Here is a 12732-nt window from a genome sequence, read left to right as displayed (position 1 = left end):
AATTGGCACTGGCTTATCAAGCACCCTGTTGAGTTCTCAAAGAACAACCACACACCAAACCCGAACCCCACACCGTGGAACCCGAACCCGGGGCATTTCGTCCCGCCGTGCCCCCCGCTCTCGCGGCGGGCACTTTTACTACGTTACCTCACCGTCTGGCCCTTGTCAAACCGTGTGTCCCGGTCTGTCGCGGTTCGTACGGGTCTTGCACCCGCGAAGGCGCGCAGCAGTGTCTCACTGCGTACCTGCTCGGGTTTGGCAGGCCGGCCGCTGCGGTCTCCCGCATGCTCGCCCGGCTCCCTGCCGGTGGACTACGTTACCCGGTCGGCTTCGCCGCTCCAAATCGGCCTCTTCGACCGCTTCAGGGGCACCGCCCGCCCGGCGTCTTCGGCTGTGAACCCGTCGACTCCGGTGTTGTCCGCCAGGCTTCCGGCCTCTGGGGTGTTCGCCCCGTTTCGTCCGTTCCGCGCTGGCAGAGAGAAAGTTACGCGTCCCGGGTTTGATCGTCAAATCGGGGGGTAGGGAATTCCGCGACACCGGCCCTGAGCTGGGAAAACTCCCACGGCCCGGAAGGCTCCTTCGGCGTCAGTGGTTCGCGGTCCTCCGAGGGGCGGCTCGCCAGGCGCGGACGCCCAACAGGCCGACGGTGGTGCCGATGGCCAGCGAGGCGCCGATCAACAGGGCGTGCACCCAGAGGAAGCCGGTGGCCGGCCAGTCTCCGACGGTGCCACTGGCCCACGCGCGGGGGTCGCGCCAGATGGCTACGGCGAACCGGGGCCAGATCGCCCAGGTCCAGACCCCGACTCCGACCAGGAACAACGCCCAGCCCCGTGACAGCACCATGGGAGTCGAGTATGCCAGCGGGGCCGCCCCGCGCCCGGTACGCCGTTTCCGTCCGGGCAGGCCGGGGCAGGAGGAAGGGGGAACCGTCCAGCCGCCCGGGAGGTCCCGATGCAGCAGAGCCCGAACTTCAACCCGTGGTCCTGGCGTGATCCGGCCGCACTCGCCGGCGGGTACGACCAGGCGAGCCCGTCGCGTGGGCCCTCCGAGAAGCCCGACGGGGCCACCGACGGCCTGGACGCCCCCGGTCCCGGCACCCCGCTCGACCTCAGCGGCTACCGGGTGGAGGCCACCGACGGCCGGGTCGGCTCCATCGACGACGCGACGAACGACGTCGACGCCAGCTACCTGGTCGTCGACACCGGTCCGTGGATCTTCGGTCGGAAGGTGCTCCTGCCGGCCGGGACGGTCTCCCGGGTCGATCACCTCGACCGGGTCGTCCACGTCGACCGGAGCCGGGAGCAGATCAAGGACTCGCCGGGCGTCGACCCGACGCAGCTGCGCGCGCAGGAGCACCGTGAGCAGGTGGGCACGTACTTCACGCAGACCTACGGGCAGGGTTGAGGACACCGGGCCGTCACCCGACCGGATCCGCTCCGAACCCGGCCGAGCCGCTGCACCTCCGCCCGCGCCACCGCTAGGTCGCCGCGCCACCACCGGGCCACCGCGCCACCGGAGAAGGCCGGGCCACCGCGCCACCACCGCGCCGTAGGAGAAGGCCGGGCCACCGGACCACCGCCGCGCAACCGGGACAAGGCCGCGCCGCCGCACCACCACCGGACCACCGCGCCAAGGCCGGTCCGCCGCTGCGCCGCCGCCGGGTCGCCAGAGCCGCCGCCGGTGCGGCCGGGTCGTGGTGGTGTGAGGGTCGTGGTGGTGTGAGGTCGTGGTGGTGTGAGGGTCGTGGTGGTGTGAGGCAGGATGACGGCCATGCTCCCCCCACCCCGTGCTCTCCTGTTGGACTTCGGTGGCGTGCTCGCGGACGCGCCGGCACGGAACACCGCCGAACCGGAGCTGGTCCGGCGGGTCGACGAGGTGACCCGGGGGGAGGTCGGCACCGAGCGGATCCGGAAGGACCTCGACGCGGGGATCCGGGCGTACGCGGCGTGGCGCGACGACGTGGGGAACACCGAGCGTTCCGTGGAGATGGGGCACGCGCAGGTGTTCCGTGACTTCGTCACCGCCGACTGGCCTTCGGCTGCCCGGGCGGCGGTCGAGGGGGAGGCGACCCCGCTGGCGTACGCCTGGACGTGGCGTTCTGGGTGGGCCGTGCGTCCGGGTGTCCCGGAGGCGTTGCGGGCGGCTGGGGCTGCGGGGTTGCCGATGGCAGTGGTCAGCAACACCCTCTGTGGGGCTGCGCACCGCGACTTCCTCGACCGGGCCGGGTTGACGCACCTGTTCGCCGCGCAGTTCTACAGCGACGAGGCCGGGCCTCGGAAGCCGAACCCGGAGCTGGCGTTGCTGGCCGCCCGGGAGATCGGGGTGCCGATCGGCGGGTGCTGGTTCGTCGGGGACAGCGTGCACCGGGACGTCCGCTGCGCCCGGCGGGCCGGGACCGCCGCCGTGGTGTTGATGCGGTCGGCGCGTACGGATCGGGAGTCTCCGTTGCCCGACGCGCTGCCGGATGCCCGGATCGAGGACGGCCACGGACTGGTCGACCTGCTGGGTGAGGCCCTGGGGGAGCGGAGCGACCGGTGACTCCGCCTCGGCGGAGGGTCCCCCTGCCTGGGGCGTTCGCGGTTGCGGTCGACTGGCAGAGTGGGCCGGCATGGAGGCGCTCGCGGTACAGGGGTTGAGCCGTAGCTTCGGCAGCCTGGTCGTCCTGGACGAGGTCAGTTTCACAGTCGGGGTGGGGCGGATCGCCGTCGTGACCGGCCCGAACGGCTCCGGCAAGACGACCCTCCTGCGGTGTGTCGTCGGGGCCGACCGGCCGGACGCCGGTGAGGTGCTGGTGGACGGGCGGCGGGCGTACGAGACGGATGCCTGGGTGCGGGCGTACGTCGCGGCTGCCCTCGACGACATCGACTTCTTTCCGGACCTCTCGGTGGTGGAGCATCTCGAACTCCTCGCCCACGCGCACGGGGGTTCGGCCGACCCGGTCCCCGAGGTCCTGACCGAGCTGGGGTTGGACCGGGCTCGGGACCAGTTGCCGGCCACCCTCTCCAGCGGGCAACGGCGTCGACTGGCGTTGGCGTCGTGCTTCGTACGGCCGCGCCGGCTGCTCGTCCTCGACGAGCCGGAACAGCGGCTTGACGTACGGGGGCGGGCGTGGCTGGCCGACCGGCTGCGTGCCGAGCGGGACGCGGGTACCGCGGTGCTGATTGCCTCGCACGACGCGGACCTGGTCGACGCGGTGACCGACGATCGGATCGAGCTGGGGGCGTGACCGGGTCAGACACGTCGGAACGGCAGGCCGTGGCGGCGGATGTCCCGACCGCGCGTCAACTGCGGTCGCGGTTGCGTCAGGCCCGCCGTCGGCACCGTACCCAGTCCGTCGGTGACCTGCTCACCGACGTGTACATGGTGGTCCTGTTCGGGGTCATGTACGGGGTGGCGTTCGTCAGCAACGCACGCGAGTACCTGGACTCACCGGCGGCTGCCGCCGCGGACGCCGGTGAGCGGTACTGGATCGTGGTGGCCGCCCTGGTGGCGGTGGCCGGGCTCGGTTGGCAGGGCCTGCGGTCGGTGGGTCCGCTGCTTGTCGTACCGGCGTTGCAGAGTTGGGCGGTGAGCAGTCCGGTGGACCGGGCGGCCTGGCTGCGTCCCCGGTTCGTGGTCCTGCTCGGCGGGGCGTTCGGTGCGGTGGGGCTGGTCGGGGCGGTTTCCGCGCTCGTCGACCGGGTTGGTGCCGGCGTCGACCTGGTGGTGGCGGTCTCGGGTGCCGGGGTGGTGGGGGTGGCGGCGACGGCGTTGGCTGTCGTCGCCCAGAGCAGTCGGGTGGGGCGGTGGTGGCCCCGGTTGCTGGGGGTCGGCCTGGCGGGTGCCGGTGCCGTCCTGACCGTCGGGGTGGTGGTCGCGCACTTCACCGGCGGTGGGCTGGTCCGGCCGTCCGGTTCGGTGGCGGTCGGGCTCCTGGCAGTCGGTCTGCCGCTGGCGGTGCTGACCACCGCCTTGGCGGCCCGTTCGTTGCCGCTCGTCGACAGGGCGGCGTTGACCACCGGGGCGCAGTTCGCCAACGCCGCCGCCACGGCTGCGGTGATGTTGGATCCGTCGTTGCTCGGCGGGCTGTTGGAGAGCCGTCGGTGGCGTGGGGTGGGCCGGGTGCGGAGTCGGCGTTTCCTCGCCGGTCGGCGTTGGTGGGTGTTGGTGCAGGCCGAGGTACGCCGGTTGCGGCGGCACCCGAGCGCGGTGCCGGCCTGGGTGGCGTTGATTCTGGTGCAGTACGCGGTGGCGGTGGCTGCTCCGGCTCTCGCCGGTTCGGCTCAGGTGATCGGGGCGTACCTGGCGACGGACCGGTTGACCGGGGGGCTGCGGTCGTTGAGCCGTTCTCCCGGACTGCGGCGGGCGCTGGGCGGTGACGACGCCCGCAACCAGTTGGCGCACGTCGTCGTGCCGGGGGTGGGGGCGGCGCTGTGGTGGCTGGCGACCCTGCCGGTCGGTGGGCCGTCGTTGGGGTGGGTGGCGGTGGTGATGGTCTCCGGTGTGGTGGTCGCCGCCTACCGGGCGGGGACCCGGCCGCCGTTGGACTACGACACGCCGGTGGCGCACACCCCGTTCGGGGTGATTCCGGTCGGGCTGATGACCCAGATGTTGCGGGGCTGGGACGTGGTGGCGGTGTTGGTGGTGGCCCGCCTCCTGCTGTCCTGACCGGATCGGATCCGCTGCTCACGTCGGGTGGAGGGAGGAGGATTCGCAGCTCCCTGGATCGGAATGCATGGATTGACAAAGTTTGGTATCCCAACTTAATCTGCGTTCCCCGATCGGGCGCCGGCCGCCTTCGCGGTGGCGCCTGCCGTTGTCCGTCCCCAACGGAACCAGGCGAGGAGCGTCATGACCGGAACACGAGGCACGACCCGTAGGACTCGATGGCGCCTCGGCCTGTTCGCCGGCGCCCTCAGCATGTTGATGGTGACCCTCGGCATGACGTTCGCGGTCAGCGCGCAGGCGGCCGCCGGATGCAAGGTGGCCTACTCTGCCAACCAGTGGCCGGGCGGCTTCACAGCGAACGTCGCGGTGACCAACCTCGGCGACCCGATCGACGGATGGCGTCTGACCTGGACGTTCCCCTCCGGACAGCAGGTCACCTCGGCGTGGAACGCCACGGTCACCGCCACCGGGTCCGCAGTCACCGCCACGAACGTCGGCTACAACGCCGCCCTCCCGACCAACGGCACCGCGTCGTTCGGCTTCAACGGCTCCTGGACCGGGACGAACACCGCCCCCACCACCTTCGCGCTCAACGGCGTCACCTGCACCGGTGGGGTCGGCCCGACCACTGCCCCACCCACCACCCCGCCGCCCACCACCCCGCCCCCGGTCGGGGACCCGATGGCCTACGTGGCGGCGATGCAGCCCGGCTGGAACCTCGGCAACACCTTCGACGCGGTCGGGGCCGACGAGACCGCCTGGGGCAACCCCCGGGTCACCGAGGCACAACTGGACGCCATCCGGGCGCAGGGGTTCAACAGCATCCGGATCCCGGTCACCTGGAGCAACCACCACGGGCCGGCGCCGGCGTACGCCATCGACGCGGCGTGGCTGAACCGGGTCAAGGAGGTCGTCGGCTGGGCCCTGGACGACGGGTTCTACGTGATGATCAACCTGCACCACGACTCGTGGCAGTGGATCAACACCATGCCGACCGACCGGACCAACGTCCTCAACCGGTACAACGCCCTCTGGACGCAGATCGCCGCCGCGTTCAAGGACGCCTCACCGAGGCTGCACCTCGAAAGCGTCAACGAACCCCAGTTCGCCAACAGCTCCGGTGACGCCCAGAACGCCCAGCTCCTGCACGAGCTGAACACCTCGTTCCACCGGATCGTCCGGGCCTCCGGGGGCAACAACGCCACCCGGATGCTGGTCCTGCCCACCGTGTACACCCAGACCGACCAGGCCCGCGCCGACGAACTGCTGGCCACCATCAACCAGCTCAACGACCGCAACCTGATCGCCACCGTGCACTTCTACGGATACTGGCCGTTCAGCGTGAACGTCGCCGGGGGCACCCGCTTCGACGCCACCACCCAGAAGGACCTGACCGACCAGTTCGACAGGGTGTACAACACCTTCGTCACCCGGAACATCCCGGTGATCGTCGGGGAGTACGGCCTGCTCGGCTTCGACAGGCACACCGGCACCATCCAGCAGGGCGAGAAGCTCAAGTTCTTCGAGTTCCTCGGGCACTACGCCAAGAGCCGGCGACTCACCACCCAGCTCTGGGACAACGGGCAGCACTTCGACCGGACCACCTTCCAGTGGCGGGACCCGGAGCTGTGGGCCCAGATCAAGTCGAGCTGGACCACCCGCTCCGGCACCGCCTCCTCCGACCAGGTGTACGTCCCGCGTACCGGCTCGGTCACCGCCAGGTCGCTGACCCTGAACCTCAACGGCACCACCTTCTCCGGGCTGCGTCAGGGCAACACCAACCTGGTGCAGGGCACCGACTACACGATCTCGGGCAGCCAGCTCACCCTCACGGCGAACGCGCTGACCAGGCTGGTCGGCAGCCGGGCGTACGGGGTGAACGCCACAGTGCACGCACGGTTCTCCACCGGCGTGCCGTGGCGGATCGACGTGATCTCGTACGACCCGCCGGTGCTGTCGAACGCGACAGGCAGCACCACCGCCTTCGCCGTCCCCACCCAGTTCCGGGGTGACCAGCTCGCCACCATGGAGGCGAAGTACGCCGACGGCAGCAACGCCGGACCGCACAACTGGACGTCGTTCAAGGAGTTCGACGTGGCCTTCTCCCCGGACTACACCGGCAACCGCACCACCCTGACCGAGGCCTTCTTCGCCGAGGTCAACGCCGGTTCCCGGGTGACCCTCACCTTCCACTTCTGGAGCGGCGCGACGGTCACCTACCACGTCACCAAGTCCGGCAGCACCGTCACCGGCACCACCGCCTGACCTTCGCGGCAGGCAGGGGGCCGGCCCCTCGTCGACGCCCACGGTGGAGAGGGTCTCCCTCTCACATCCCGGCGTCGGCGAGGGGCCGGCCCTTCCGTGGGGTGGGTGGAGGGCGGGTCTTCCGTGGGGTCGGTGGAGGCCCAGCCCCTTCCGTGGGGTCGGTGGGGAGGCGGCCGGACGGGGCGGGGAAGCGCGCGACGGTCAGGCGGGGCTCAGGGCCTCCTGGATCCGGGTGCTCGGCGGTGACTCGACCGCCGGGGGACGTCGGGTCACCGCATCCCAGGCGGCCTTGCCGCTGGCCAGGTAGTCCCGGACCCACTTCTCGGCGAGGAGGGTGGCCGGGCAGTCGTCGCAGCGGGCGGCCACCCCGTCGACGTCGACCCCGAGGTGCCGGCAGAGGGCGACCGCCCGGGACAGGTGGTACGCCTGCGTGACCACCAGGGCGCGCCGGACCCCGTACACGTCCCGGGCGCGGACGCAGGTGTCGTAGGTGTCCAGCCCGTCCGGGTCGGTGACGATCCGACGGGAGTCGACACCGAACCGGTCGGTCAGGTACGCCGTCATCGCCGCCGGTTCGTCACCGGAGACCCCACCGCCGTCCCCGGAGAGCAGGACGACCCTCGCCCGACCCGTCCTGACCAGCTCGGCAGCGGTCTGCAACCGGCCGGCGAGTCGAACCGACGGTCGCCCGTCGGGCAACACCTCGGTCCCCAGCACGATGACCACGTCGGCGGTCGGGGCGTCGGTCGCGGCGTACCGGTGGCCGGTGGCGGCGACGACGGTCCAGAGCCAGGGCGCGCTGGCCAGCAGGACCACGACGGCCACCGCGAGAGCCGACAGTCGACGCCACCGCCGCCGACGCGGTGACCGATCGTTCGCCACCGATCCCGGATCGACTTCACCAGCAGCCATGACATCGCCCCCCCGTCGACGGATCGGATGAGCGTAGCGGTGCGGTGGCGTCGGACGGGTGCCCGCCGGTTCCGGGCGGTGGGCGTTTGACGGTCCGGGCCGACGGGGAGAGCCACAGCAGGCCGACGGGAGCGACGAGGACGGGAGTGGCGACGTGCGGACGGTGGAGGTGGAGGTCGTACCGACCTCGTCGTTGGGGGACCGCAGCTACCTGGCCCACGACGGCGAGGTGGCTGTGGTGGTGGACCCGCAACGCGACGTCGACCGGGTGCTGACCCTGGCCGGACGGCTCGGGGTCCGGGTCGCGTACGTGGTCGAGACCCACCTGCACAACGACTACGTCTCCGGGGGGCTGGCCCTGGCCCGGACGACGGGGTCCCGGTATCTGGTGGCCGCCGCCGACGAGGTGGGCTTCGACCGGGTGCCGGTGACCGACGGTGACGAGGTCACGGTCTCCGACCGGATGCGGCTCCAGGTGGTGGCCACCCCCGGGCACACCTTCCACCACCTGTCGTACGTCCTGCACGGCCCGGACGGGCCGGTGGGGGTGTTCAGCGGCGGGTCGTTGTTGTTCGGCACCACCGGACGCACCGACCTGCTCGGTCACCGGCACACCCACGCCCTCGCCGCACACCAGCACCGGTCGGTACGCCGACTCGCCGACCTCCTGCCCGACGGGGCGCAGGTCTGGCCCACCCACGGGTTCGGCAGTTTCTGCGCTGCCGCCCAGTCCGACGCGCCGGAGTCGACGGTCGGGCGGGAACGGCAGGTCAACCCGGCGTTGCGGTTGGCGGCCGACGACTTCGTCGAGCAGACCCTCGCCGGGCTCGACGCGTACCCGGCGTACTACGCGCACCTGGGGGCGGTCAACGCCGCCGGGGCCGACCCGATCGACCTGACCCCGGCCCGGAGGGCGGACGCCGCCGAGTTGGCCGACCGGATCGCGGACGGCCAGTGGGTGGTGGACCTGCGGTCGCGTACGGCGTTCACCAGTCGGCACCTGACCGGGACGCTCAGCTTCGGGCTGGACGGGCCGATGGCCACCTGGCTGGGGTGGCTGGCCCCGTGGGAAGCCCCGCTGACCCTGCTCGGCGAGAGCGAGGAGCAGATCGCGCAGGCGCAGCGGGAACTGGCCCGCATCGGGGTGGACCGCCCCGCCGCCGCTGCCACCGGCGACCCCGGGGAGTGGGTCGACGGCGTCGAGGAGCGGCTCGTCGGGCTGCCCCGGGCCACCTTCGCCGACCTCGCCGCCGCCCGCGCCGGTGCCCCGCCGGCCGGTCTGCCCGGGGTGGACGTCCTGCTCGACGTCCGGCTGGGCAACGAGTGGCGCACCGATCACGTCGAGGGTGCGGTGCATCTCCCCCTGGCCGACCTGCCGGACCGCTCCGACGAGGTGCCTGCCGGGACGGTGTGGGTGCACTGCGGGTCCGGGTACCGGGCGGCCGTCGCCGCCAGCCTGCTCGCCCGCGCCGGTCGTACGGCGGTGCTCGTCGACGACGACTACGGCGTCGCCGCCGACGCCGGCCTCCCCGTGGTGCCGGGGGAGCCGGGGCCGTGAGCGGGAGTCGACAGGGGGATCCGCCGGCCGTGAGCGGAACTCGGTAGGGGAAGCCACGGGGGTCAGTCGGGGGTCTGTGGGCCGAGCAGTCTGATCTCCTCGATGTCGAGCACCGCCTGCACCTCCCGCTGCACCGCGTCGTCGATCTCGTTGCGGTCGCGCAGCCGGGTCACCTCGCGGCGTTTGTGGTCGAGCAGGTCGAGCTGGAGTCGGCGGACGAGTTCCCGGTCCCGGGCGCTGTCCCCCTCCTCGCTCCCGGCGGACTCGACGTCGTCGAGGTGCTGTTCGTAGTCGCCCCGTAGCCGGTCGACCGAGTCCTGGCTGACCCCGAGCCGGGCGGCCACCCCGGGCAGCGCGGCGAGTCCCGCCCGGGTGGCGGCCACCCGGGCCAGCCTGACCTCGTCGTCCCGGCCGGGGTCGCCGACCAGGCGCGCCCAGTTGACGACGGCCGGGAGGGTGGTGCCCTGCAACAGCATGGTCAGCACGATGACCAGGGCGGTGCAGAAGATGATCAGATCCCGTTCGGCTGCCGGTGACCCGGTGTCAGTGGTCACCGGCACCGCGAGCGCCGCCGCCAGGGAGACGGCGCCCCGGAAACCCGCCCACCCGGCCATCGTCCGGACCCGCCAGTCGACGCGTTCCTCCGGCCGACCCGGCCGTCTGTCGAACGCCTCGATCAGGCCGATCGACAGGTGCACCCAGAGCATCCGGGTGGCCACCACCACCCCGGTCACCACCAGGGCGATGACCAGGGCCTGCGCTGCCGAGATGCTGGTGATGCCGCGTACCGCCCGGGGGATCTGCATGCCGAGCAGGACGAAGAGCGAACCGTTGATCAGGAAGGTGGCCAGGTCCCAGAAGCCGAGGGCCAGCACCCGGGACGGTGCCCTGATGACGCGGGGCGCGGCGTACGACAGGAGCAGACCGGCGACGACCACGGCGAGGACCCCGCTGGCGTGCACCGTCTCGGCGAGCAGGAACGCCACGAACGGGGTCAGTACGCTCAGCGCTCCCTCCCGCAGCGGGTCGTCGAGGCGACGGCGGATCAGGACCACCACCCCTCCGGTGACCAGCCCGGCGGCGATCCCGCCGGTAGCCTTTCCGACGAACTGGCCGACGAGTTCGAGTGCGCCGGGTGAGGCGTGCCCGGAGATCACTCCGACGGTGACCGCGAACAGCACCAGCGCCGTACCGTCGTTGATCAGGCTCTCCGCGCGCAGGGTGGTGAGGATCCGGCGGGGCATCCGCTTGGCCAGCCCGGCGACCGCTGCCGCGTCGGTCGGTGCGAGCACCGCCCCGAGCACCCAGGCCGCCGCCGGTACGACACCGAGGGCCTGGGCGGTCAGCGACACCGCGAACATGGTCAGGACGACCAGGACGACGGCGAGCAGCACGATCACCAGGAGGTTCGCCCTGATCTCCCGCAGGCTGACGACCAGGCTCTCCCGGTAGAGGATGGCCGGGAGGAACAGCAGCAACACCACTTCGGGTTCGAGGACCACGTGGGACAGCGGCGGCAGGAGGGCGAGGAGGGCACCCAGCGTGATGAGCAGGACCGGCGGGGCGACGCTGTACCGGCCGCCGAGGGTGGTGCCGACGATCACCGTGGCGCCCAGCACCACGATCAGCACCAGAGCCTCCACGCCCCCGCCCCTCCGTTCGGTGCACCGGTCCCCCGAGACCATCGTGTTACGGGTACCGCCCGTGACATGGGGGAACAGGGGATCCGACAGGGGGTTTCGGGTCGTCCGGCGGCCCCAGGGGTGCCACAGTGGGCAGGCCGGTCCGGTATCCGGCCGCGGTGAACCGGCGAACCGGGGTATGCCGTACTAGACGGTGTCGGCCGCGTTCCGCGTAGCCGACCCACGTCGGGCTGCCGGAGCCCGACGGCGCACAGCGGGAGGAACGAGCATGGAGACAGCTGGACGGGGGCGGGACCTGCCCCGCCGCGCGTGGGGTCTGGCCCGGTCGATGGTGCTGTACCACGGCCAGCCGGGCAAGCACCGCCGGGCGGCCCGCCTCTACGGCGACTTCCTCGGCCCGGGTGACCTCGGTTTCGACGTGGGCGCGCACGTGGGTGGCCGGGTCCGCACCTGGCGCAAGCTCGGTGCCCGGGTGGTGGCGATCGAGCCGCAACCGGACTGCCTGCGGATGCTGCGGCTGTTCTTCGGCCGGGATCCGCAGGTGACCCTCGTCCCCGACGCGGTGGGGGCGCAGGCCGGTCAGGCGAGCCTGGCGCTGTCGACGGCCACCCCGACGGTCTCCACCCTGTCGCAGAACTGGATCGAGTCGGTGACCACCGACCAGAGTTTCGCCAGGGTCCGGTGGGACCAGACCCTCCAGGTCAAGGTCACCACCCTCGACGACCTGATCGCCCGGCACGGGGTGCCGGCCTTCTGCAAGATCGATGTCGAGGGGTTCGAGTCGGAGGTGCTCGCCGGACTCACCCATCCGGTTGCGGCGCTCTCCTTCGAGTACCTTCCGCCCGCCCACGACGCTGCGGTCGAGGTGCTCGGCCAGGTCGAGCGGTTGGGTGCCCCGGCGGGCGGTTACGAGTACAACTACTCGCCGATCGAGACCATGCGGTACGCCCAGGACAGCTGGATGAACGCCGGCGAACTGCTACGGCTGGTCGAACGGTTCCGTCCGCTGGGCCGCTCGGGTGACGTGTACGCCCGACTCGTCACCGGTCCGCGCCGCTGACCGGCCGTACCGCTGAGGGGCCGTGCCGCTGCTGACCCGCGTGCCGGGGCGCTGACGTTCGTCCGGGTCCTGCCACCGGTGCTCGGACGCCACGCCGGGTCACCTGCCCGGTCGTCCGGGGCCGGTGTGCCAACCTGACTGCCATGGTGGATGTCCTCCCGCCGCCGGTCGGACCGACGGCTGACCGGCCGTTGCCACCGGCCGAGTTCGCGGCGATCTACGCGCGGGTGCCCCGGTTGACTGTCGAGGTCGTCGTCACCACCCCGACCGGGGTGGTGCTCACCCGTCGGTCCATCGAGCCGTGCCGGGGTCGGTGGCACATCCCCGGCGGGACCGTGCACTTCGGCGAACTCCTGCCCGACGCGGTCCGCCGGGTCGCCCGCGCCGAACTCGGGGTCGAGGTGAGCGTCCTGGGGATGCTCGGCTACATCGAGTATCCGAGCCTGCACCGGGGCGGGTACCCGGGTTGGCCGGTCGGGATCGCCTTCGAGGCCGCCGTGGTGACGGGCCGGTTGGCCGCCGCCGAGCAGGCCGACGAGATCGGGACCTTCCGCCGGGTGCCGGACGGGACGATCCCCGAACAGGCCGCCTTTCTCGAACGTTGGTGGGGCGGTCCGTCGACCACCTGAGGCATCCGTGCCGCTCGA

Annotated in this window: 11 protein-coding genes; 8 read left to right on the top strand and 3 right to left on the bottom strand. The window is 72.0% G+C overall.

Features of this window, described 5'->3' with window-relative positions:
* Positions 1–585 precede the first annotated feature (585 nt).
* A complete protein-coding gene (locus ABT336_RS18275) occupies positions 586–843 on the bottom strand; it encodes an SCO4848 family membrane protein (protein ID WP_350897803.1) in 258 nt (85 codons plus the stop codon).
* Positions 844–951: 108 nt separating this feature from the next.
* Between ABT336_RS18275 and ABT336_RS18270 the strand changes: the two genes are divergently transcribed.
* The 5 genes from ABT336_RS18270 to ABT336_RS18250 all read left to right on the top strand — a co-directional run bounded on the left by ABT336_RS18270 (position 952) and on the right by ABT336_RS18250 (position 6912).
* Positions 952–1404 (top strand): PRC-barrel domain-containing protein, encoded by a 453-nt coding sequence (locus ABT336_RS18270; RefSeq protein ID WP_350897802.1) that lies wholly within the window; start codon positions 952–954, stop codon positions 1402–1404.
* 366 nt (positions 1405–1770) lie between these two features.
* Complete coding sequence (locus ABT336_RS18265; RefSeq protein WP_350897806.1) at positions 1771–2538, top strand: HAD family hydrolase; 768 nt, start codon at positions 1771–1773, stop codon at positions 2536–2538.
* Between the two features lie 70 nt (positions 2539–2608).
* Positions 2609–3226 (top strand): ABC transporter ATP-binding protein, encoded by a 618-nt coding sequence (locus ABT336_RS18260; protein WP_350897801.1) that lies wholly within the window; start codon positions 2609–2611, stop codon positions 3224–3226.
* Positions 3223–4647, top strand: a complete 1425-nt coding sequence (locus ABT336_RS18255; RefSeq protein ID WP_350897800.1) for a DUF6297 family protein — start codon at positions 3223–3225, stop codon at positions 4645–4647. The genes ABT336_RS18260 and ABT336_RS18255 overlap by 4 nt, the downstream gene beginning before the upstream one ends.
* Positions 4648–4830: 183 nt before the next feature.
* On the top strand, positions 4831–6912 hold the full coding sequence (locus ABT336_RS18250; protein WP_502891200.1) for a cellulase family glycosylhydrolase: 2082 nt from the start codon (positions 4831–4833) through the stop codon (positions 6910–6912).
* A 201-nt stretch (positions 6913–7113) separates the two neighbouring features.
* On the opposite strand, the gene ABT336_RS18245 is transcribed toward ABT336_RS18250, so the two are convergent.
* Positions 7114–7737, bottom strand: coding sequence for a SanA/YdcF family protein (locus ABT336_RS18245; RefSeq protein ID WP_350897799.1), 624 nt, complete (start codon positions 7735–7737; stop codon positions 7114–7116).
* 241 nt (positions 7738–7978) lie between these two features.
* Here ABT336_RS18245 and ABT336_RS18240 point away from each other — a divergent pair, with 241 nt between their 5' ends.
* Positions 7979–9382: an MBL fold metallo-hydrolase gene (locus tag ABT336_RS18240; protein WP_350897798.1), complete on the top strand. Its 1404-nt coding sequence runs from the start codon at positions 7979–7981 to the stop codon at positions 9380–9382.
* 62 nt (positions 9383–9444) lie between these two features.
* Here ABT336_RS18240 and ABT336_RS18235 read toward each other — a convergent pair whose 3' ends face one another.
* Positions 9445–11025, bottom strand: a complete 1581-nt coding sequence (locus ABT336_RS18235; RefSeq protein ID WP_350897797.1) for a Na+/H+ antiporter — start codon at positions 11023–11025, stop codon at positions 9445–9447.
* A 268-nt stretch (positions 11026–11293) separates the two neighbouring features.
* Between ABT336_RS18235 and ABT336_RS18230 the strand changes: the two genes are divergently transcribed.
* A complete protein-coding gene (locus ABT336_RS18230) occupies positions 11294–12085 on the top strand; it encodes an FkbM family methyltransferase (protein ID WP_350897796.1) in 792 nt (263 codons plus the stop codon).
* Between the two features lie 143 nt (positions 12086–12228).
* Positions 12229–12714 (top strand): NUDIX hydrolase, encoded by a 486-nt coding sequence (locus tag ABT336_RS18225; RefSeq protein ID WP_350897795.1) that lies wholly within the window; start codon positions 12229–12231, stop codon positions 12712–12714.
* The last annotated feature ends 18 nt before the right edge of the window (positions 12715–12732 follow it).

The organism is Micromonospora sp. NPDC000207, from assembly GCF_040300925.1.
Classification (GTDB): Bacteria; Actinomycetota; Actinomycetes; order Mycobacteriales; family Micromonosporaceae; genus Micromonospora.
Note: the sequence above shows the minus strand (reverse complement) of the source record. Positions and strands in the feature narration are given on the sequence as shown.